We start from the raw sequence: 21,383 nt of genomic DNA, 5'->3' as shown, positions 1-21,383 counted from the left end.
AGCCACTGACTCTCTATCCATACGACCAATTGCTACTACTCTTACTCTTCAATTTCTCTCAACTATGCTCTGCTATTCTATGCTCTGCTAAAGGGAAGCCTTGCTCTCAAGGCTTTCTACCCTTCCGCTCGAATAAGTTGTTCTTAGCTTATACCAATATTTCCGTTGCTGTCAAGTATTTGTAAAAAAAAGAAAGATGCAAGCTTTTGCTTCCATCTTCCCGGTAATGTTATGCGTTAAATTGCTTTGTAAAGAAACGTGTAATTTCTTGTTGAATCGCTGGTGTCACCCCATGACCATCTTCAAATGAAACGAATGTTACATCCGCTCCTTGTCCTTTAAAGAAGTCACGTGATGCTTCTCCCCATTGATATGGCAAGACATAATCCATCGTGCCATGTGTAATTAACATCGGTAAATTCGTTACATCATTTTTGAAATATTCATCACGTACATGCGCTGGTAAATACGCGCTTAACGCCACAGCACCCGCTAATTTTTCTGTACCTAATACAAGTGCTAATGTTTGTGCTAAAATACCACCTTGGCTAAAGCCCATAACGAATAATTTTGTCGCATCGACTGGGTATTCTTGTACAACTTCTTCAATAAAATCACGAATATGCACCACAATTTTATCGAAAATTGCTTTATGTGGTTTACCGAACTCTTCTACTGTAAAAAACGCATAACCTGGTGGTTGTACAACCGGTCCACGTAAGCTAAAAATATGACAATTATCTTTTAACTCATGTAATAATTGTGGTAAATCTTGTTCATTACTTCCCATACCATGCATTAAAAAAACTGCTGGATATAACTTGCCTTTTTCCACATTATTTGGAGCGCTGTGCTCAAAAGTAAATGGTGATTTCATTTTAAAATCTTCCTTTCAACATACAAACGTTAATATTATCGTAGCACAGTAATGACCAAACGAAAAACATTTATTCTTTTCAATTTAACAAAAATGAGCGTCACAACGTAGGAAACAGAAAATACGCATTTTCAACAGATATTATCGATAAAATAAAGGAAAATAGCTTGACTAAATCACCATTTTTATGATTGAAACCCTTGCATTCAAAAATCATCGTGCTATACTATTAATTGTTCGAGGGAACATTAACTAATTGTTCTTCCTATTTCTCGGATCTGTGGCGCAACTGGCTAGCGCACCTGACTCTTAATCAGGGGGTTGTGGGTTCGATCCCCACCAGGTCCATCTAAAAAAAGAGGACATACACAATTGTGTATGTCCTCTTTTTTTCCTCTTTTGCTATTTCTATATAATTAATCATGCCCTTTTAAAAGGCGTTTTGCGAACCGACGATGCTCACGTTCCGGCGATTTTTTCACGATTTTTTTCAAATCTTCTTCAAAATCAGGTAAATAGCTCGATACCTTCCATACATCAAATGTCGTCAGTACACGCCATTCTAGCATCTCATCGTCTAACTGTAGCGCATGATGCATTAACGTTTTACCGACACCATCATGTGATGCTAATGCATCAATCACTAATTCAATGCATTCACGCTCCACCGGATTAAGCAGAGACAGTTCAAACTGCTCTACATAGTCTACAACCGCAATAAATTGACGATAATCCCCTTGTACAATTAGCGCTTCATATAAATACGGTTCGAAATTGCCATTCACAATCTTTTTATAAACGAGTGGGATATAGTCATAGCCACTTGCACGCGCAATATCGATGGCCTGTGCCATGTTACGCCCCTCTGCAAATGCCTTATCAATTTTCGGTTGCCAATTCGAACTCGTTAAAATAGATTGAATACCTGATGTCACTAGGTTTTTCTCCACAGGCTGCCAAGTTGACGATTCAAATACTTCTTCCCAGTCATACTCCGCAAATGATAGCGCCATTTTCGCAAGTGGATGAACTTGTTCATAGCTCGTAATATGCATTTTAGCATGGCGCACATAATCAAGTAAGGCATCTGGTAACTCATCATATAGCTCGGCAAGTTCTTCGATAACGACTAATGGCACAAGTATAGCCGTTGCACGTTCAAATAAAGCTTCACTTACGACATCCGCCTTTAGTGCCGTTGCAAGTGAACTTTTTTGTGCAATCATCGCCACTGTAACAACATCTAGATCATCTGTAAGTGGGATGTCATATAATAGCCATTGCTGCATCTCTTCTGTAATTGGTTCATTTAGTAAAATAAGCGCCGCACGCTGTCCGTAGCTCTTTGTATGCTTCATACTATCAAACAGTATTTCATTCGCCTCAGCACCATGCCCCATTATCGCTGCTGCCACAAATGCGGTAAACTCCTCATGACGTCCAATTACACGTAGCATTTCTAAATCTTTTTTAACCGTTGTACGCCCTAATAGTAACAACGCAAAATCAACGACATAGCGATGCGCTGCATGCTCCATAAACCATTTTGCCTCTTTATAAAGTGCATCCTCGTCTACTTCTAATTGTGCGAGCTGTTCTTTAAAAGCAAAGGCATATTCCGGAAAATCATCGTCCATAACCGCTTCGTAAATATCATTTCGCGTTTTATCAGCTGGCTTTTCAAGCAGCCAATCAACTTTTTTTACTAAGCGCTTCGCAAATGTGTCCTCATAGCCTTGCTCCTCTAATGAAAATAAGCGATCACAATATTCACCAGGTGCTAAGCGTTCATCATCCTCTAAAAAATAATAGTCATCATCTGGCAATACAATATTTTCAAATGACCCGTTTTTTTCGTACGTTTCTATTAAAAATGGAATAATTTTCGTGCGATGCTTCCACGCATAAATTTGTATCTCACGCTTTTGTTTTATTATCTTTTTACCATTTATATAAAATGTACAATCAAGCGTTGTCGTACCACCGACCTTCGCCTTCACATCCAGACCATCTTTTTGCCCCTTAACCGTTTCACTTATACGTAATTTCCCTAACTTTGTTGGTCGATATTTTTCATCAATAACTTCATCATCAACGACTAATGTGGTGCAATCAAATGTCGATTGGACGACTATTTGATGCCCTTCAAAGTCAATTTTAAATTGCTGGTTTGCCTCTGCTTTAATATCTTTTTTAGCATTTTTCCATGTACGGCTTATAAAGCGTTTGAATTCTGACATAATCGCCCTCCATTCCTATTAGTTTCACTATACCGAAATAGACGATAAAACGCATGTATTAACCATATCTACCAAAAAAAGAGACTAGACGTGAACCTAGTCTCTTTCTCCGAATGACTTTAAGAATTTAATTTCATGGCTGCCGCTACATATTTTGCCGCATTTTCCCCAGCAATCTTACCATAAACTGCACCTAACATTAACCCTGAGCCACCAGGATAGTTCTCGTAAAAAATTTCGCCAATCATTTTATCCTATTTGTCTTCAAAATTTTATAAATACGTGCCTCATATGGCTGTAATGTTAATTTTGCTGTTACGTCATGTGCTACCTTATGGGTTGCTAGTTGTAACTGATCGGCATCATAGACAATCCCTTCAACCGCTTCTATCGTAGCTGCTTGCGGTGACAAATTACTTAACACTAACCAGCGTTCCTGTTGCCATGTACGTGTATAAGCATAAACTTGCGGATGCTCTGCTAATACTAAATCATAGCGTCCATACACAAGTGCCTCCTCACGTTTTCGCAGTCGAATGATGTCTTTATAGTAATGTAATATCGACTGCGAATCGTTTTCTTGCGTAGCGACATTAATATCACGATAGTTTTCATTCATCGGAATCCATGGTTGTTGCTTTGAAAAACCGCCATATATTTCCGCATCCCACTGCATTGGCGTACGTGAATTCCCACGATTCGTTTTCCATACGCGGGCTTTCGCCTGCTGCTCATCCATTCCCGCTTCTATTAAGCGCTCATATTGATTCGTCGTTTGAATATCATGGTAATCGGAAATATTATCAAAAGCTGCATTCGTCATGCCAATTTCCTGCCCTTGATAAATAAATGGTGTGCCCTTCATAAAGAAGTACATCGTTGCAAGCGCCTTTGCACTCTCGCGCCAGTAAGTAGTATCATTACCCCAGGTCGATACGGCACGTGGCTGGTCATGATTTTCAATAAACAATGCATTCCATCCACTATCTGCCAGTGCATGTTGCCACTTTGTTAGGCCTTCTTTTAATGCTAGGACATCAAGGTGCTGCTCTTCAACACTCCATAAACCAAGTGTTTCAAACTGAAAAATCATATTAAAGTAGCCATTATCCTCATTCACCCACGCATCAATATCCTTGATACCAACCCCATTGGCCTCGCCAACGGTCATGACATCATGTTTTCGGAAAGTTTTTTGATTAAGTTCTATCAAAAACGGTGCAATGCCATCAACATTCATATACTGCGACCATGCTTTGACGTATGGTTCATCATTTAGTGCTGGTGCATTTTTAAATGTTTGATCTTTTTTAATATGACTAATAGCATCAACACGAAAGCCATCGATGCCTTTATCGAGCCACCAATTAACCATATCAAAAAGAGCCTGACGCACTTCTTCATTTTCCCAGTTCAAATCGGGCTGTTTTTTCGAAAAAATATGCAAGTAATAATCATCCGTTGCCTCATTATATTCCCAGGCAGGTGTATCAAAAATCCCTTCCCAGTTATTTGGCTCCGCACCGTCTTTGCCATCACGCCACACATACCAATCCCGCTTTGGATTATCCTTACTTGCGCGTGACTCAATAAACCATTCATGCTCATCTGACGTATGATTAATAACTAAATCCAAAATCAGTTTCATGCCACGTGCATGTACCCCTTCAAGCAAGGCATCAAAATCCGCCATCGTGCCAAATTCATCCATAATCGCCTGATAATCACTAATATCATAGCCATTATCATCATTCGGTGATTTGAACATTGGTGACAACCAAATGACATCAATCCCTAAATCCTTCAAATAATCTAAACGTCTTGTGACCCCATTTAGATCACCAATGCCGTCCTGATTGCTATCTTGAAAACTACGTGGATACACTTGATAGCATACCGCTTCTTTCCACCATGTTTTTTGCATTTCAACACCTCTTTGCACAAGATTCACGCACAATGAGCTTCGTTTCAACGAAAGCATGTTGCGCCTTTTTTGTCGGATTTTCAATGCGTTGGCATAAAAATTCCGCTGCTTTATAACCCAATTCAAAAATATGAATTTCCACCGTCGTTAATGCGGGTCGCATATAATTCGATAAGGCATGGTTATTAATACTAATAATCGATACATCATCTGGTACACGAATCGCTAGACGTTCTAAATGCGTAATTATTTCATAGGCCATCAAATCATCCTGTGTCAAAATCGCTGTTGGTCGATTTTTAAGCTGCATTAATTTAAGTAAGGTTTCTTCAACATGATCGGTATTATGCTGATAATACGCCGCATCTACCTCTAAGCCATGTTTCGCGTAACTTTGCTCAAAGCCTTTTACACGGTCGCGCGTCACGCCATAATGAATGTCACCCCCAACAAAAGCAATGTCTTCATGGCCCAAAGCAATTAAATAATCGACAAGCTCCTCTGCTAACGCGACATTATTATTATCAATATAGTCCGTTTCTAACCGATGCTCCGGTGGTGTGCCAACGACAACAAATGGAAAATTTTCAGCTCGTAAATATTCAAAAATCGGATCCTGGTCTTTCGCATAAAGGAGAATAATACCATCTACCTTTTTACTTTGTACCATCGCGCGCACTTCATCTAAAATTTCACGTTCTGTTCCCCCTGTAGATAGCGATAAGCCATATTTCCTTGCATGTGCTGTAGCACTAATACCGCGAATGACTTCGGGGAAGAATGGATTTTGGAATGCGAGCATCGCCGAATGCCCCATCACAACGCCAAGCATCATCGTCTTTTTAGCCGCTAAATTACGCGCCTGGATATTCGGATAATACGCCAAGTCCTTCATGACCTCACGAACTTTCCGCTTCGTTTTCAAACTAATTCGCGGATGATCCGCAATAACACGTGACACCGTTGACGGCGACACATTGGCTGCCTTTGCTACGTCTATAATTGTCGCCATACATAAACTCCTTTACTTTACAGCACCATCAGATACCCCTTTGATGATTTGTTTTTGTGCGAAGAAGTACGCGATAATAACCGGTACAATCGCAATCGTTAAGCCTGCTAACGCTAAATGCCACTGCTTCGTATATTCCCCGAAGAAGAAGAACATTTTTAGTGGGATCGTCTGCATACCATCTGCATTAATCACAAGTGATGGTAATAAGTAATCATTCCAAATCCAGATGGTATTTAAAATCGCCACTGTCACAGTAATTGGCTTCAGCATCGGGAAAATAACATGCCAGAAAACCTGCCAGCGATTGGCGCCGTCAATTGTTGCTGCCTCGTCAAGCGACTTTGGAATTGATGTCAACGCCCCATGATAAAGGAAGATTGATAAGCTAGCGCCAAAGCCTAAATACATGAAGATTAAACCGCCACGATTTAGCATTTCAAGCTGACCAAAAATCGTCACTAAGGGAATCATCACTGACTGGAATGGAATGAGCATCGCCGCAACGAATAAGAAAAAAATAACTGTCGATACTTTGCTTTTCACACGGGATAACGCATAGGCTGCAAGTGCAGAGAAAATAATAATGACAACTACACTACCAACCGTAATAATCAATGAGTTAAAAAATGTCTGTGCAAAATCAAGTTCCTTAAACGCTTGCACATAGTTGGCCCACGTAAAATCTGCAGGCGGCTTTAATGTGTCACTAAAAATTTCTTTCTTCGTTTTAAATGAATTGACGAGCATTAAGTAAAATGGAGATAACCAAATGAGCGCCAAAATAATGCCGAATATTTCAAGCGGTAATAAATACGCTTTTTTCATTTACATCTCCACCTCTCGTTTTTTATTCCAATACACTTGTAGCAGTGAAATAACGGCTACAATTAAGAAGAAAATAACCGCTTTTGCCTGCGCATAGCTCATATCAAGTTGCTTATACGCCGTATTGAAAATATTCATCGCCACCATCTGCGTTGAATTGTACGGCCCACCACCAGTTAATGACAGGTTTTGATCGTACAATTTAAACGTATTCGATAAAGTTAGGAACATACTGACCGTAAAGGCCGGTGCCACAAGTGGGAAAATAATACTGTGGAATTTCTGCCAGCCATTCGCCCCGTCCATATCCGCCGCTTCAATTAACTCTGGTGAAATGCCCTCTAAGTACGCAATATAAATGACCATAATATACCCAGACATTTGCCAACTCATTAAGATGACCATGCCCCAGAAGCCAGTTGTTGTCGTCGATAACCAGCCCTGCAAGCTTTCAATGCCAAATGCCTGTCCAATACCATCAAAGGCTTTCGTGAAAATAAACTGCCAAATAAAGCCTAAAATTAAGCCCCCAATTAAATTTGGCATGAAGAAAATCGTACGTAATAATTTATTTGTTTTTAATTTAGCTGTCACAAGCATTGCTAAACCTAGCCCAAAGAAATTAATTAAAAAAATCGATACGACCGCAAATAATACCGTGAATTTTAGTGATTGAATAAATTCTTCATCGTCGAATAACTTCAAATAGTTATCGAAGCCCACAAATTCTTTTACCTCGATACCATTCCAGTTCGTAAATGAGTAATAGACACCTAATAATAACGGCGCAACAACGACTGCTACTAATGCAAATAACGCTGGCGCAATAAACGCCCAATACCATAAGCCTTTTTTCATCGCTCTACCTCCTAATAAAAATAGGACCGCCGTTTGGAGCAATACGGCTCGTACGGAACAGTCCTATTCCCATCATTCATTATTTATTACGATCTGCATTCCATGATTTCTCAACTGATTTTTCAAGTTTATCCCATGTTGTTTTACCACTTAAATATTTTTGAATCTCAACACCTAGCTTATTTTGACCCCAATCTGTTGGATAACCCATGAACACCCAGCCAATTGTTTCGCCTTTTTCTGAGTAATCATATACCGCTTTTGATAATGGATCTGAGATTTTTGATGAATCATACCCTTCATATGCTGGTACAAATTTAAAGTCTTCGATAACCGCTGTTTTCCCTGCATCTGATGTGTATAACCAATCGATAAATTCTTTTGAAGCTTCTACTACTTTTTCATCTTTATTACTATTCACGCCCCAGTACATCGGTACGCCAACAGGTAATTTCGCATCAGCATAGCCTTCTACTGGAATTGGCATTAAGCCGATATTATTATTCGCTAACTCCTCATCAATACCCGCGATTGTTGAGTATACCCAGTTCCCTTGTTGTACGATAGCTACCTTACTATTTGAGAACAATTCTTCCATTTGTTTCGAGTAATCTAAACTAACCGTCGGTGTTACAGAGTATTTATTTTGTAAATCTAAAATTTGTTTAAATGCATCTCCGTATTTAAACGTTACATCTTTTGCGTCATAAGCTTTCATGACATCATTATCAAATTCGGGTGCTAGGAAAGTATTCGATAAATGTAAACCTGTTACCCATGTTTCTTTACCAGGTAACGCGAATACAGCTTCGATACCTAACTCATCTTTTTTCGCATCTAAGTCTTTCGCTGCTTTTTCAAGAGAGGCATAATCTTTAATTGATGCCGGATCAATGCCTGCTTTTTCAAAGATTGCCTTATTGTAAATGAAACCATAGCCTTCTTGGTTGTAAGGTAAACCTAATACTTTACTGTCTTTTGTTGCGCCTGCTAATGTTCCCTCAAGCGCCGCACCAGCTGCTTTTGTATCCGATAAATCTGCTAACTTATCATTCCAGTCTTCAACATCCTGCGGTCCACCAATATTATAAATTGCTGGTTCATTGCCAGATGCAAATTTTGAACGTAGCGCTGCACCGTAATCTTCACCGCCACCAACTGTTGTGATGTTAATATCTACATCTTTATTTTCTTTTTCATATTGCTCAGCAACTTTTTCGAACTGGTCTTTAAACTCTACTTTAAATTGGAATACATCCACGACCGTTTTGTCACCGTCTTTCCCACCGCCAGAGCTCGAATCTCCGGCGTTACCACATGCTGCTAACGACATTGCACCTACGATTGATAAAGCTAATAATCCCGACTTCCATTTACGTTGTTTCATTTACTTCGCCTCCCATTTATTTGTTTATTAAGACGTTCTCACAGTTTGCGAAAACGTTTGCACAACTACATTAAAAAATACGATTTTCTGTTTTTGCATCAAAGAAGTGTACATGTTCCGTATGGAAATAAAGCGGTAATGAAGCGCCCATCATAATTTCCCGTTTTGCATCTGCACGACCAATTAGTGGTTGCCCCTCTAAATCGCCATACACCATTTGCTCAGCACCTGTGAGCTCCACCGTATCCACATGCACTGGAATTTCTAGCGCCATCTCTCCGGTCGGTGCCTGACTTGTAATATGTTCCGAGCGAATGCCCATAATGACTTCTTTACCTTCATATGCCTTGATTGCCTCTACATACATCGGCGAAATATCAAAGGCATGGTTTGTAATAATAAATTTGCCATCTTGGATGATCCCTTTAAAGAAATTCATCGCTGGACTGCCAATAAAACCGCCAACAAAAACATTATTCGGTAATTCATACACTTCTTTTGGTGTACCGATTTGTTGAATAAAACCATCTTTCATAATGACAATACGGCTTGCCATCGTCATTGCTTCCGTCTGATCATGCGTCACATAAATGGTTGTCGTTTTTAGACGACGATGTAATTTAATAATTTCAGTACGCATTTGTACGCGGAGCTTAGAATCTAAATTCGATAGCGGCTCATCCATTAAGAAAATTTTTGCATCTCGGACGATTGCACGTCCAAGCGCTACACGCTGCCGTTGCCCTCCCGATAATGCTTTGGGCTTTCGTTTTAATAAATGTGACAAGTCTAAAATTTTCGCCGCTTCCTCAACGCGCTCTTTAATTTCCTTTTTCGGGAATTTACGCATTTTCAGCCCAAATGCCATATTATCAAATACCGTCATATGTGGATAAAGCGCGTAGTTTTGGAATACCATCGCAATATCACGGTCCTTCGGCGGCATATCATTCATACGCTTTCCATCGATTAAAAAGTCACCCTCTGAAATTTCTTCCAACCCAGCAATCATACGTAGTGTTGTACTTTTTCCGCATCCAGATGGGCCGACAAAGACGATAAATTCTTCATCTTCAACAGATAAATTAAAATCTGTAATGGCTCGTACTTCTTTATCATATAATTTCCCGACATGTTGTAAATCCAATGTAGCCATTTCATCACTCCTCACATTTTAAACCTCAAATACCGCAGCTCCGTATGGCTCGATGTGTATAATTTCTCCGTCAATGCGCACACCACCATTTGTAATAATTGCCTTCGTCAGCTGCGTGACGTCTACGGTAGCAAAATTTTGTGCAAACGTTTGCTCAGAAAAGTTCGCAATGACAAGCCATGTGCGTTGTTCATCTTGTCGTTTATAAACAAATAATTGCGGATGCTCTTTTAGCAATAATTCAAACGTTCCATGCTGTACAATATGTTCATTTTTTCTTAGCTGAATCAATTGTTGATACGTATAAAAGATTGAATTTGGATCTGCAAGCGCCGCTTTGACATTAATTTGTGTGACATTATCATTCATACGAATCCATGGCGTCCCCGTTGTAAAGCCACCCGTTTCATCCCATTGCATCGGTGTTCTCGCATGATCGCGACTTTTTCGTGCAATGTCTTGCAACGTAAGCTCTGCTGTTTTACCATTCGCTAGCTGTTCCTCATAATAATTTAATGTTTCAATATCGCGATACTCATCAATCGACTGAAAATCAACATTTGTCATACCGATTTCCTCTCCCTGATAAATATACGGTGTTCCTTGCATCAAATGCAGTGCTATCGCGAGCATTTTTGCAGATTGCACGCGGTACTTCCCATCCTGTCCGAAACGAGAAACAACACGCGGCTGATCATGATTATTCCAATACAAACTATTCCAGCCTGTGCCATGAAGCTCTCGTTGCCAGCGCTCAAAAATTTGTTTTAACGCTACCAAATCCAGTGGCTTATGGTGCCATTTAGGCCCCTCACTATCTACGTCCATATGTTCGAACGTAAAAATCATCGACAATTCCTTGTCATGTGGATTTGTGAAAACGCTTGCACTTTCAGGCGTAGTTCCAGGCGTTTCACCTACCGTCACATAATCGCCATCTGCTAACACCTCTTTATACATTTCTTTCAAGTAATCGTGAACCTTTGGTAAATTCATATAGTACGGGCTACCATCACCATATAATTCGCCGTCTTGTTTTTCCCCATCCGGGAAACGCTCATCCTTCGCAATTAAATTAATCACATCCATGCGAAACCCAACAATACCGAGCTTCAACCAGCTCTTCATCATATCATAAATGACTTGACGCATTTCACTATTTTCCCAGTTTAAATCAGGTTGTTTTGTTGAAAACAAATGTAAATAATAATCATCTGTTGGTTCATTATACGTCCAAGCCGATCCTGAGAAAAAAGAACCCCAGTTATTCGGTTGTTCTTTGAAGATATAATAGTCACGGTACTTTGAAGTGCGTGAACTTCTTGCCTCTTCAAACCATTGATGCTCATCTGAAGTATGATTAACCACTAAATCCATCATAATGCCAATACCATGTGCTTTTGCTGCTGTCACTAATTGCTTAAAATCATCTAACGAGCCAAATTCTTTTTGAATTTTCTGATAATCTCGAATATCATAACCATTATCATCATTCGGTGAGTCATAAATAGGCCCCAACCAAATAATATCAATGCCGAGTTTTTCTAAATACGGAAGGCGTTGCATAATTCCTTGTAAATCTCCTATCCCATCGCCATTCGAATCTTGAAAACTTCTTGGATAAATTTGATAAACGGAGCTTTTTTTCCACCAAGCTGTCATGAATGCACCTTCCTTCTTAAACCATATAATAAATGCTTGAAATAGAAAAAACAAGTATTTTGAAGAAAAAATATTTCACATTTTACAAATTATAGTTTGTGAACATTAAAAAAGAAACCGCTTACAAGCTATTTCCATACTCTATTCCCATTCATTTTATTTTATAATCCTTTTTAAGGAGAAATATTTTTTCAGTTTCAAAAAACACCTATCTCCACTTGGCTAATCTAAAAATGAATATAAAATAAAACCACCTTTCTCCGGTTGTATACCAGAAAAAGATGGTTCAGAAAGAATTTGATATCGACTTCTAGAAAAATGTCAGTGAGATTCAATTTAAAAAGTAGATCAGTACCCTTTTAATTTGCTTGAAGTTTCTTTAATAACTTTACTGTATGTTCATGCTGTGATAACTGCTTACCATAGGGCTGCCACACGGCTAAATAGTTTTTTTCATTTATTGTAAATACAAATGATTTTTCATCCGCCGTTAGAGGCTCGTCATTTTTCAGTGCAAAGACATCTACTGCATACAAGAATGTATCGTCATAAAAATATTGCATGCTATAGACAGCATCTTTTTCAAATTTCTTCATTGTTTTTCGTTCTGCTTCTGCAATATTGACTAATGGCGTTGACTCTGCATAACGTACGGCCTTTTTGCCAGTAAAAGTCGCTATTGTTTTATCACCCTGCATGACAACAATTTTATCAATTTGTGCCTGGTGATCTAAAATTGCGGCGATATCTTTGTCTTCATTACGATTTTGTTGGATTGTCATAAACGCACTAATACCTAGTACAATCATCAATACCGCCATAAAAATTCCTTTTCTTCTCATCCAATCATCCTTCTTGGTATACGATAACAAGTGGTACTGTAAAGACCAAAGCAGTCCCCTTATGTCGTTGCTCAACCATCAATTTACCATTCACAAACTCAATGCGCTCATTCATACCCTTTAAGCCATTGCCTGCGGATTCATTAATCGACGTTTTTAAACCTACGCCGTCATCTTCCACCATCAGGACAATATCTTTCGTTGATTGCTCAACCGTGATTGTACAATGCTTTGCTCCACTATGGCGCACAACATTATTGACTGCTTCTTTTAAGCACATGCTCAGCGTATTTTCTAAAATAAGCGGTACATCGTATAATTTACGGTCCCCTTCAATTTTGCAATTAATACCAGCCATCTGTAATAATTTTTCCACTTGATACAGTTCATCAGATAATTGTACTTTCTTCATATCCGATACCATTTCACGCACTTCTTTTAATGCCATACTCGCCGTTTGACGAATATCTTTTAACTCTTCTTTAGCTTTATCTGGATTTTTATCGACTAGACGTAACGCTAAATCTAATTTCAAACCAATCATCGATAATTTTTGTCCAAGTGTATCATGTAAATCACGTGCAATCCGTTGACGTTCTTCATAAATACTTAACTCTGAAATACGTTCATTCGCTGTTTGTAAACGGCCTTCTAACTCTGTATTTTGTTTACGACTGTATAAATAAAATGGTCCCAAAATAGCCCCAAATACGACAAGCACCATATAAGGAATTTGTTGAATATACAGCTCTGTTTCAATAAAGAAACCACCAAGAATTGATCCAACGGTAATCCCCAAATGGATACCATACATAATATAAAAGCCAACTGTGCTACGAATACGCCCAATAAACATCGCTGTGAAAAAGGCGAAATAAAAATAACCAAATAATACCGCCATCACAGCATTAATGATCATCATAAAGGACAGCCACATATACACGAGACCATTCGTTAATACCGATGCAAAATATGTACAAATTAAAAACGTAAATAAGATGGCAATCGTAATGCTTAACGTAGACGCCTCTGAATTATGAAAAATCCAGGCAAATGGAATGAAACATCCTACAAACCAAATACTAAAGCTTAAAAAAGGGCGATTTGAAATGATTTCAAAAGCCTTTGCTTGCATATAATCGCTCCTTTCAACTTTTTCTATTATAGCCGAAATCACATAAAAAAAGCACCCTTCATGGATGCTTTTCATACTGCTAGCCTTCTGAAATTGAAACAATATGTGTTGTAAAAATGACACGATGTTTGCCGCCATCTTCCTGTCGGATAGAAGCTACCTCAAATGTACCTTCTGCATTTAAAAATTTCTCGTCGAACTCTGAAAAAGGTAATGCATAGGTGATTTCTTTACCACTTGATAATTGAAGAATCGTATTTGACATATTCACACCTGCTTTCAATAAATTTTACAGACGGTCTAACATAATCTTATATGATTGTTCTATACCCTAATTACACGCTATAAACATTAATGATTTAAACGAATTTCATAATCATGGCTACTACCATAATGTGATTCTTCATATTTGTACGTATACATACCACCCATCAGTGAATCCTTTGGAATGCGTACATACCCGATTTGTTCTAATTTCGTTATCATTTTTTTCGCACGCGCCTTTGAATGGTATACATACATATCATTGTATCCACCCTCATATTCATAATCTTGACCAGCTTTTATTTTCTTATGATATGCGCGATATTTTGACACAATTGGTTTAATCGTTACATTAATATCATACATATAATACGTCTTATTATTAAATGAAATTTTCAATAAATCTTCACCATTTAATGTCGTATCATAGCCTGTTGGTTTTGTATGGCTGACGAATTTATAGTTTCGTTTTTTATTATCCAATTGTACATATGTTGTTTTTTTACGATTAGTATAGGCACCTGATCTATCGGAATAAGCATAGTAATACCAAGTAGGTTTTGTATTCGTTTTAGATTTTAAAATATAGCCCGTTGTTGAACCAACCTTCACTTTATAATACTTCGACGATGCTTTTGTTGTAGTAGTGACTTTTTGATTTTGCTTCAGTAATGTAAGCTTTTTCGTTTTTTTATTCGCAGATTTATAAATATACGCACCTGATTCGGTATAGTACGTTTTTTTCGTTGTTGCCTCTACGTTTAACGGATTTGAAGTTGCTGTGAAAACTGTCGTAACGCCCATCAGGATAGCTAAAGAGACACTTATAATCTTTTTATTCATATGTAAATCCTCCTTTGTTATTTATTATAAAAGCACAATGTATACATGAATATGCATATTTATACCAACATATTAATTCCATAAAAACACATCTCTCATTACAAATAACATCAATATATTTTATTCATTCAAAAAAAGCATTTTAATATTATTAATAAACACAACATCAATATTTCGGCTCAAACAAATTCCCTTTATCCTTATATTTATACATACCTAAAATTATATCCAAACACATAAAATAATTTTTACATCAAATTAACATACTTTTAAATAAAATAATTGAATAAAGTAGAAAAAAATGTTTTTTTAGAGAAAATAATTGAATATTTTAAATAACCATCATATAATGAAAGAAAAATCCGAAAGGAATGATAGTATGCATTTTTCATCTCTGTTTTTTAAAGAACATTTATTTGAAAGTAGCATTTTCGTCGCTTTACTTATTATTCTTTTCAAATTTATGGGCTTCTACTAAATGGACATAATAAGCGGAAGAATGGTTTTCAATTCTTCCGCTTATTTACGAAAAAAACAATTAGATGTAAATAATTTCTCTAAAAAGAAGGAATTTACTTCAATAGAAACGAATTAAGTATCAGGAGGTGGAGAGAATATGCAAAAGCAGCAAGAATATAATGTCTATTTATTTTTGAAAGATTTTGAAACGGCTGGTGAAGATACAGCAAATTGGGCAGGCGTGAAAGATCAACATGCATTACATACCGCGATTCATGATGCACAGGCACATGGTTTAGCAAATGGTATTTCTAGCACCCTTGAACAAGGAAATACGACAATTCAGTTCAACAATCCGCAAATAACAACCTTAGGCGAAAAATTTTTACGTGCACATGAATAAACATCGTAACATCTACACAGTCAGAGAATTTGCAACGTATCGCAAATTCTCTGTTTTTTCGTTTAAAAAGCGTACAACGTCACTCGCTTTTTCAAGCTGACAATGATAGCATGAAACGTAATTGGAGGTTTCATGATGGGACGAGATAAAAAATTTTCTACACACGATTTATGGCAAGCTACACATGAGCTGATTGTTGAAACAGGCTACCAGGGATTTACGATGAGTCTGCTCGCAGCAAAGCTTCATGTATCTCGCGCAGCCATTTACAAACATTACCCAAATAAAGAAGAACTACTTATTGACTTTATGGTTGAAAAAATGCGCTATAGTGTCACGCTATTAAGTGAAATAGACTTTACACAAAGCTTTGAGCATCAATTACGCGACTTATTAGAAAGAATGTTTCAACTTAAAGATTTGCATCAAATTTTAGGAATGGCTTCGACGATAGAAGATGTTTCACCAGTTATCACCGAAAAAAAACAGGTTTTATCAGCGATGCACCATGAACTGTATGCCCCCCTTAATCAATTAATCACTAAAGGCAAAGAACAAGGTTTTATCGACCCTGCTCGTAATAATTTTTTATTACTAGGCTTTATCTTTCAAACGATTGACATACCAAACCATGCTGGACTGCCATTAGATACATTTATCGCAGAAATCCAGGCTCTTATTTTACACGGCATATCAAATAAGTAACACATTTGTCACTTTTATTAGTTACACATGTGTTACTTTGGTGTATACTTTAGTTGGCCTTTTAAGAGGTCAACTTTTTTTATGGAGGGAAAAATTTTGTTTTTAGCATTTAAAGAACTGAAGCACGCCAAGCTCCGTTATGCGATGATGACAGCAATTATTGTCTTAATTGCCTGGCTCGTATTCATTTTATCTGGACTTGGAAACGGATTATCAACACTAAGTGCCGCGACATTAAAAAACATTAACGCTGAGTACGTTGTGTATGAAGAAACAGCGGGCGCGACATTTGCAAAATCAATTTTATCAGAAGATATAATGGAGGATTTAAAGAAACAAAAAGATATTGAGGACGTAGCGGCATTTGGCGCTTCTACAATTTCTGTCGGCAAAACGACATCTAAGGATGCCGATGATAAAGAAGATGTGGCATTAATCGGCTTAGAACCGGATGCCTTTGTTATGCCTACTGTTATTGAAGGAGAAAAATTATCACTTTCAAATAAAAAAGGCGTTGTCATTAACGATACGCTGAAAAAAGCCGGCTATAAAATCGGTGACAAGCTACATGTATCCAATTCAAATTTAAAAGTTGAAGTCATTGGTTTTGTGAAAGACGAAACATTTAACCATTTACCGGCCATGTTTGCAGTACCAGAAACATGGCGTAGCTATCAATATGCTGCGCCTGGCTCTGATAATGGTCTGAACAAACCCGTACAAGCCTTTTTCTTAAAAGCACCTAATCTAGAGCCTGAAAAACTTGATACATCAATTGATGATATCGAAACGGTGACGAAAAGCAAAGCTGTTAACGGCATGCCTGGTTATACAGCAGAAAATGGTACGATTATGATGATGTTAGCATTTTGTATTGTTATTTCAGCATTTATTATCGCGGTCTTCTTCTACGTTATTACAATGCAAAAAACACAACAATTCGGTGTCATGAAGGCAATTGGTGCAAGCAATGGTTTTATTGCACGCGCTATCGTCGCTCAAGTGGCGATTCTCTCAGTTGTCGGTATTTTAATTGGTATTTTATTAACATACGCTACTGCGCTCGCCTTCCCAGAAGGTATGCCATTTAATTTAGATCCTGTATTAGTCACTACATATGCAATTATCTTATTAATTATTGCATTACTTAGCTCGATCGTTTCAGTTCGTCAAATTGTCAAGATTGATCCATTAACAGCATTAGGGAGAGTGGAATAAATGGCCCTATTATCACTACAAAACATTTCAAAAGGTTATACAGAAGGTTCTACTACCGTTCAAGCTTTAAAACAAGCTTCACTTGAAGTAGCTGCTGGCGAATTAGTAGCCATCATCGGCCCATCCGGTTCTGGTAAAAGTACATTGCTTTCTATTGCAGGTGCTCTATTACAACCAACAGAAGGTACTGTTACAATTAACGGGCAAGATTTAGGCAATTTATCACCAAAAAAACTAGCTAGCTTCCGTTTACATGAACTTGGCTTTATTTTACAAACATCAAATTTAATTCCGTATTTAAACGTGCTTGACCAATTATTACTTGTCAAAAAAATGGACAGCCGTGTAACAAAAGCGGACAAAGCACATGCTAAACAATTGTTAACAGAGCTAGGCCTTAGCGACAAATTCAAAAAAATGCCGAATGAATTATCTGGTGGCGAACGTCAACGTGTTGCCATTGCCCGTGCATTTATGAATAACTCAACCGTCATCCTAGCAGATGAACCAACAGCAAGCCTTGATTCAAAACGCGCATTCGAAGTCGTACAACTACTAGCAAAAGAAGCAAAAGAACGTCAAAAAGCGGCTATTATGGTGACTCATGATGAACGTATGCTACCACTTTGCGACCATGTTTATCGTATGGAAGACGGCGTGCTAACAAAAGAAGCTTAATTTATTATTTCAAAAAAAGGATGACGTGCATGTCATTCTTTTTTTGTAGACTTAAACTATTAGAAGCATTTCGCTTAAAAATATTTCAATACTACTCTAATTAAACCAAGATAAAGACGGTATCGCTTTCGAAAAATAAGCTACATACAAAAAAGCCGGTAAACATACGCGTGTGTTTATCGGCTTTTTCTAAATTTTATGATGCTTTGTAATTGAACAAAGATATGCCTTCTGGGAGAATTATTTTTTGTATAAAATATTGTTATACCAACATTTAAAATACATAGTGGTCACTATTTGGTCACTGTGTTTTTTCTTGCTATTTGCAAGTTTTTTTCTAAAAAGTCCTTATAAAAATGTATGGATATCAATTTTGTATATATAAAACACATAATTTTATTACATACAAAATTTAACATAATTGCTAGTATTAATTTATAAAGAAAATGGAGGTAGAGAAATGTCAGGTTGTTTAAAGTGGTTTGGAATTTTATTTATCGTTATTATTTTAATCGGCGCATGTACAGCAGTATTAGGGAGTGATGAAGAATCCACTCCAAAAACGGAAGAAAAATCTTCTAAAGATTCCGCAGCATCATCTACAGGGAAAACATTTAAAGTTGGTGATACTGTAAAGGTTGGTGACATGCAGTATAAAGTGAAGTCAGTTGCTACAGCTAAAGAAGTTGGCCCTACTTATGGTAAAGAAAACGCAAAAGATACGTATGTTGTGATCGACGTAGTCGTTAAAAACAATGGTAATGAAGCAGTTACAGTGGACACAGCTTTATTCACGTTACTTAAAGGTGATAAGAAATTTGAGGCTGATTCTGCTGCGAGTATGAGTGCCAATCAATCAGAAGATGGCAACATCGATAATAGTTTCTTCTTAGAATCAATTAATCCAGACTCAAAACTAGAAGGTAAAGTCGTATTCGATGTATCATCGTCAATCGCTTCATCAAATGCATTAAAACTACAAGTTCAAACTGGTTTCTGGGGAACAGAAACAGAAGTAATTAAATTGAAATAAAAAAAAGCCCGCTTCCAGATATATTTCTAGAAGCGGGCTATTTCTTTTATTTCTTCGTAAATGCCACATATTTATCTGCTGCGGTAACATACGTACCACTTACCGTTTTATATTGATAGGCTCCATCTACTTTCTTACGTCCTACTACAGTAAGTACTGTACCTTTTTTTACAGTACCACTAGGTTTATCCCATCTTGGAGCATCATAGTAATTTAAATTGTCCACTAAGGTTTTGATAGCGCCTTGCACTTTTTTTGTTGTGGATTCAGATTGAGTACCCTTTTGTTTTGTATAGCCTAAATAATTCGCGATAAATTTAGCGATTGCTTGGCACAGTGCTTCAAAATTTTTATGATAGGCCTTTGCATCCTCCATATGTGACACAAAACAAACTTCTAACAATAAAGTTGGCTTCTCCATATTTTTTAAAATGTATAAATCTTTTCGTACTTTTGGGCCACGATCTCGTAGTCCAAGTGCAATGGCCATCGATTTCGATAATTTAGCGGCAAGTGCGGTATGGCTACCGTAATGCAGTACCTCAACACCTGTTCCGATATTGCGTTGACCAGCATTGAAATGCACTGAAATATCTAAATCGCGTACCTTACTATTATGGAAGTTGGTAATTGCACGTAGATTTGTTGTTTGGTCGCGTGATGTATTATCGTAATACGTATAACCATCACCGTCATATGCTTCTTTTAAAATGACATCGACGCGCTCGACAACCCGCCCCGCTTCATTCACTTCATCTAAAATATCCGCTGCACCGCGAATATACTTTCCGTGTCCACGCGAAATAACATATTTTTTAACCATGTTATTTCCCACCTTTCTTTTTTGAAAAAATCATTTTAAACGTTTCAAAATCAAGTAATCCTGCGCTAATTAACCCTGTAAAAGCCCCTGCCCAAAAACGTAGTTCCACGCCTAAATCAGTGAAGGGTCTCGCTAAAATCCCCAAAATAATACCGACTACTAAATGTGTAGCCGGTACATAACGTTTTTTTATTTCAAATGTATGCATCACGAATTTCGTAAATGCTGCAGTAATTACCAACAATATCAAAACAAACGAGATTAATGTAATCATTCGTTCCCCTCCTCCTTTTCCAATTTGACTTTAATGTCTACAACTTCCTTTGCCAAATTACTATGATCCTGTTGTAGTCGGTTGAACGATTGATTTAAACCTTCAATTGACGAAGCTGTACGTTCCTGGGACTTAGTTAAACTAGATAAATTATTAAATAGTTTATCCTCGCGCGTTTTTGACTCTCTCATAAGTTTATTTGTAAGAGATTGATTTTTTTCGTCTGATAAACTCTGCTTCTTGACTAAGTAAACAATAGCTCCACCTGTCATAAGAATACACAAGATAGCCCAAACAAATTGGCTTTGTGCAATTGTTTCCGCTGCTGTTAAATCCATGAAACACCTACTTTCTTATTCTTTTTAGTATACAAATACCAAACCATCTTTATTGGCATTTAATTTTAAGGACCACGCTACTATTGCGCCATCGACAACCATTATGTTATCTCCCCCACTACTGTTTTCGGCAGCTTCCTTGGCCTGTTTCGCTAAATCATATGCACTTTTAACAGACGCAGCACTTGCAATGTCTGTAGTGGATTCGCTTGTCACGCTGGTAACGATATTTGGTTTATCTGTGATACCAGTCCAACTTGTAGTACCTGCTGGACCCACATCTCCTTTGTCACCCTTCGGACCAGGCGGACCCTGTTCACCAGCATCGCCTTTCGGTCCTTTTAACGAAGCTAACTGTTCCACGGTAAAATCTGAATAAACAAATGGATCACCTTTATCACCCTTTGCACCTGCAGGACCAGTT

General features: G+C 37.6%; 22 protein-coding genes, 1 tRNA gene, 1 pseudogene and 1 other annotated feature (1 of these 25 running past the window's edge). Of the genes and pseudogenes, 6 read left to right on the top strand and 18 right to left on the bottom strand.

Annotated features, from left to right (window positions below):
• Positions 1-58 (bottom strand) — a binding site (T-box leader) (it extends 164 nt beyond the left edge of the window).
• A gap of 171 nt (positions 59-229) precedes the next feature.
• On the bottom strand, positions 230-877 hold the full coding sequence (locus ACFSY7_RS14235) for an alpha/beta hydrolase (protein WP_126990037.1): 648 nt from the start codon (positions 875-877) through the stop codon (positions 230-232).
• Positions 878-1,151: 274 nt separating this feature from the next.
• Between ACFSY7_RS14235 and ACFSY7_RS14230 the strand changes: the two genes are divergently transcribed.
• Positions 1,152-1,225: transfer RNA gene (locus ACFSY7_RS14230), tRNA-Lys, on the top strand.
• Between the two features lie 68 nt (positions 1,226-1,293).
• Here the strand turns inward: ACFSY7_RS14230 and ACFSY7_RS14225 are convergent.
• From ACFSY7_RS14225 to ACFSY7_RS14165, 13 genes are all read right to left on the bottom strand, one after another.
• Positions 1,294-3,117: a hypothetical protein gene (locus ACFSY7_RS14225; protein WP_380148281.1), complete on the bottom strand. Its 1,824-nt coding sequence runs from the start codon at positions 3,115-3,117 to the stop codon at positions 1,294-1,296.
• A 119-nt stretch (positions 3,118-3,236) separates the two neighbouring features.
• Entirely contained in the window at positions 3,237-3,365 is a 129-nt protein-coding gene (locus ACFSY7_RS14220; protein ID WP_380148280.1) for a hypothetical protein, read from the bottom strand.
• Positions 3,362-5,041, bottom strand: a complete 1,680-nt coding sequence (locus ACFSY7_RS14215) for a glycoside hydrolase family 13 protein (protein WP_380148279.1) — start codon at positions 5,039-5,041, stop codon at positions 3,362-3,364. Before ACFSY7_RS14215 ends, ACFSY7_RS14220 begins: the two co-directional genes overlap by 4 nt.
• 1 nt (position 5,042) lies before the next feature.
• Positions 5,043-6,053, bottom strand: coding sequence for a LacI family DNA-binding transcriptional regulator (locus tag ACFSY7_RS14210; protein WP_380148278.1), 1,011 nt, complete (start codon positions 6,051-6,053; stop codon positions 5,043-5,045).
• 12 nt (positions 6,054-6,065) lie between these two features.
• A complete protein-coding gene (locus tag ACFSY7_RS14205; protein ID WP_126990033.1) occupies positions 6,066-6,881 on the bottom strand; it encodes a carbohydrate ABC transporter permease in 816 nt (271 codons plus the stop codon).
• On the bottom strand, positions 6,882-7,739 hold the full coding sequence (locus ACFSY7_RS14200) for a carbohydrate ABC transporter permease (RefSeq protein ID WP_126990032.1): 858 nt from the start codon (positions 7,737-7,739) through the stop codon (positions 6,882-6,884).
• 79 nt (positions 7,740-7,818) lie between these two features.
• A complete protein-coding gene (locus ACFSY7_RS14195; protein WP_380148277.1) occupies positions 7,819-9,126 on the bottom strand; it encodes an ABC transporter substrate-binding protein in 1,308 nt (435 codons plus the stop codon).
• Positions 9,127-9,196: 70 nt separating this feature from the next.
• Positions 9,197-10,282, bottom strand: coding sequence for an ABC transporter ATP-binding protein (locus tag ACFSY7_RS14190; RefSeq protein ID WP_126990030.1), 1,086 nt, complete (start codon positions 10,280-10,282; stop codon positions 9,197-9,199).
• An 18-nt stretch (positions 10,283-10,300) separates the two neighbouring features.
• Entirely contained in the window at positions 10,301-11,944 is a 1,644-nt protein-coding gene (locus ACFSY7_RS14185) for a glycoside hydrolase family 13 protein (RefSeq protein WP_380148276.1), read from the bottom strand.
• 359 nt (positions 11,945-12,303) lie between these two features.
• Positions 12,304-12,786: a hypothetical protein gene (locus ACFSY7_RS14180; RefSeq protein WP_380148275.1), complete on the bottom strand. Its 483-nt coding sequence runs from the start codon at positions 12,784-12,786 to the stop codon at positions 12,304-12,306.
• 4 nt (positions 12,787-12,790) lie between these two features.
• The gene (locus tag ACFSY7_RS14175) at positions 12,791-13,921 is read right to left on the bottom strand and encodes a sensor histidine kinase (RefSeq protein ID WP_380148274.1); all 1,131 of its coding nucleotides are present in this window, start codon (positions 13,919-13,921) and stop codon (positions 12,791-12,793) included.
• Positions 13,922-14,000: 79 nt separating this feature from the next.
• Positions 14,001-14,186, bottom strand: coding sequence for a hypothetical protein (locus tag ACFSY7_RS14170; protein WP_380148273.1), 186 nt, complete (start codon positions 14,184-14,186; stop codon positions 14,001-14,003).
• Positions 14,187-14,272: 86 nt separating this feature from the next.
• Positions 14,273-15,028: a hypothetical protein gene (locus ACFSY7_RS14165; protein WP_380148272.1), complete on the bottom strand. Its 756-nt coding sequence runs from the start codon at positions 15,026-15,028 to the stop codon at positions 14,273-14,275.
• 616 nt (positions 15,029-15,644) lie between these two features.
• On the opposite strand from ACFSY7_RS14165, the gene ACFSY7_RS14160 reads away from it, so the two are divergent.
• The 5 genes from ACFSY7_RS14160 (at position 15,645) to ACFSY7_RS14140 (ending at position 19,524) form a co-directional block, all read left to right on the top strand.
• On the top strand, positions 15,645-15,890 hold the full coding sequence (locus ACFSY7_RS14160) for a hypothetical protein (RefSeq protein ID WP_139991991.1): 246 nt from the start codon (positions 15,645-15,647) through the stop codon (positions 15,888-15,890).
• A 135-nt stretch (positions 15,891-16,025) separates the two neighbouring features.
• Positions 16,026-16,595: a TetR/AcrR family transcriptional regulator gene (locus tag ACFSY7_RS14155; protein ID WP_139991988.1), complete on the top strand. Its 570-nt coding sequence runs from the start codon at positions 16,026-16,028 to the stop codon at positions 16,593-16,595.
• A gap of 96 nt (positions 16,596-16,691) precedes the next feature.
• Positions 16,692-17,813, top strand: coding sequence for an ABC transporter permease (locus ACFSY7_RS14150; protein ID WP_380148271.1), 1,122 nt, complete (start codon positions 16,692-16,694; stop codon positions 17,811-17,813).
• Entirely contained in the window at positions 17,814-18,491 is a 678-nt protein-coding gene (locus ACFSY7_RS14145; RefSeq protein ID WP_380148270.1) for an ABC transporter ATP-binding protein, read from the top strand.
• A 460-nt stretch (positions 18,492-18,951) separates the two neighbouring features.
• On the top strand, positions 18,952-19,524 hold the full coding sequence (locus ACFSY7_RS14140) for a DUF4352 domain-containing protein (protein WP_380148269.1): 573 nt from the start codon (positions 18,952-18,954) through the stop codon (positions 19,522-19,524).
• A gap of 46 nt (positions 19,525-19,570) precedes the next feature.
• Here the strand turns inward: ACFSY7_RS14140 and ACFSY7_RS14135 are convergent, their stop codons facing one another.
• The 4 genes and pseudogenes from ACFSY7_RS14135 to ACFSY7_RS14120 all read right to left on the bottom strand — a co-directional run.
• Positions 19,571-20,347 carry an N-acetylmuramoyl-L-alanine amidase gene (locus ACFSY7_RS14135; protein ID WP_380148268.1) on the bottom strand — a complete coding sequence of 259 codons (777 nt, stop codon included), beginning with the start codon at positions 20,345-20,347 and terminating at the stop codon, positions 19,571-19,573.
• Position 20,348: 1 nt separating this feature from the next.
• Entirely contained in the window at positions 20,349-20,621 is a 273-nt protein-coding gene (locus ACFSY7_RS14130) for a holin (RefSeq protein WP_380148267.1), read from the bottom strand.
• Positions 20,618-20,959: a hypothetical protein gene (locus tag ACFSY7_RS14125; protein ID WP_029498780.1), complete on the bottom strand. Its 342-nt coding sequence runs from the start codon at positions 20,957-20,959 to the stop codon at positions 20,618-20,620. Before ACFSY7_RS14125 ends, ACFSY7_RS14130 begins: the two co-directional genes overlap by 4 nt.
• A gap of 24 nt (positions 20,960-20,983) precedes the next feature.
• Positions 20,984-21,383 (bottom strand): annotated as a pseudogene (locus ACFSY7_RS14120) (hypothetical protein); the annotation flags it as partial.

This window comes from Kurthia populi, assembly GCF_042686175.1.
Lineage (GTDB): Bacteria > Bacillota > Bacilli > Bacillales_A > Planococcaceae > Kurthia > Kurthia populi.
This window is presented reverse-complemented; position numbering and strand designations above follow the sequence as displayed.

Excerpts from the sequence above, each read along its gene's own strand:
- ACFSY7_RS14125 (WP_029498780.1), bottom strand. The coding sequence starts at position 20,959 with ATGGATTTAACAGCAGCGGAAACAATTGCACAAAGCCAATTTGTTTGG.
- ACFSY7_RS14160 (WP_139991991.1), top strand. The coding sequence starts at position 15,645 with ATGCAAAAGCAGCAAGAATATAATGTCTATTTATTTTTGAAAGATTTT.
- ACFSY7_RS14180 (WP_380148275.1), bottom strand. The coding sequence starts at position 12,786 with ATGAGAAGAAAAGGAATTTTTATGGCGGTATTGATGATTGTACTAGGT.
- ACFSY7_RS14130 (WP_380148267.1), bottom strand. The coding sequence starts at position 20,621 with ATGATTACATTAATCTCGTTTGTTTTGATATTGTTGGTAATTACTGCA.
- ACFSY7_RS14235 (WP_126990037.1), bottom strand. The coding sequence starts at position 877 with ATGAAATCACCATTTACTTTTGAGCACAGCGCTCCAAATAATGTGGAA.
- ACFSY7_RS14185 (WP_380148276.1), bottom strand. The coding sequence starts at position 11,944 with ATGACAGCTTGGTGGAAAAAAAGCTCCGTTTATCAAATTTATCCAAGA.
- ACFSY7_RS14210 (WP_380148278.1), bottom strand. The coding sequence starts at position 6,053 with ATGGCGACAATTATAGACGTAGCAAAGGCAGCCAATGTGTCGCCGTCA.
- ACFSY7_RS14195 (WP_380148277.1), bottom strand. The coding sequence starts at position 9,126 with ATGAAACAACGTAAATGGAAGTCGGGATTATTAGCTTTATCAATCGTA.
- ACFSY7_RS14140 (WP_380148269.1), top strand. The coding sequence starts at position 18,952 with ATGTCAGGTTGTTTAAAGTGGTTTGGAATTTTATTTATCGTTATTATT.
- ACFSY7_RS14155 (WP_139991988.1), top strand. The coding sequence starts at position 16,026 with ATGGGACGAGATAAAAAATTTTCTACACACGATTTATGGCAAGCTACA.
- ACFSY7_RS14205 (WP_126990033.1), bottom strand. The coding sequence starts at position 6,881 with ATGAAAAAAGCGTATTTATTACCGCTTGAAATATTCGGCATTATTTTG.
- ACFSY7_RS14170 (WP_380148273.1), bottom strand. The coding sequence starts at position 14,186 with ATGTCAAATACGATTCTTCAATTATCAAGTGGTAAAGAAATCACCTAT.
- ACFSY7_RS14145 (WP_380148270.1), top strand. The coding sequence starts at position 17,814 with ATGGCCCTATTATCACTACAAAACATTTCAAAAGGTTATACAGAAGGT.
- ACFSY7_RS14220 (WP_380148280.1), bottom strand. The coding sequence starts at position 3,365 with ATGATTGGCGAAATTTTTTACGAGAACTATCCTGGTGGCTCAGGGTTA.
- ACFSY7_RS14215 (WP_380148279.1), bottom strand. The coding sequence starts at position 5,041 with ATGCAAAAAACATGGTGGAAAGAAGCGGTATGCTATCAAGTGTATCCA.
- ACFSY7_RS14135 (WP_380148268.1), bottom strand. The coding sequence starts at position 20,347 with ATGGTTAAAAAATATGTTATTTCGCGTGGACACGGAAAGTATATTCGC.
- ACFSY7_RS14165 (WP_380148272.1), bottom strand. The coding sequence starts at position 15,028 with ATGAATAAAAAGATTATAAGTGTCTCTTTAGCTATCCTGATGGGCGTT.
- ACFSY7_RS14175 (WP_380148274.1), bottom strand. The coding sequence starts at position 13,921 with ATGCAAGCAAAGGCTTTTGAAATCATTTCAAATCGCCCTTTTTTAAGC.
- ACFSY7_RS14200 (WP_126990032.1), bottom strand. The coding sequence starts at position 7,739 with ATGAAAAAAGGCTTATGGTATTGGGCGTTTATTGCGCCAGCGTTATTT.
- ACFSY7_RS14225 (WP_380148281.1), bottom strand. The coding sequence starts at position 3,117 with ATGTCAGAATTCAAACGCTTTATAAGCCGTACATGGAAAAATGCTAAA.
- ACFSY7_RS14190 (WP_126990030.1), bottom strand. The coding sequence starts at position 10,282 with ATGGCTACATTGGATTTACAACATGTCGGGAAATTATATGATAAAGAA.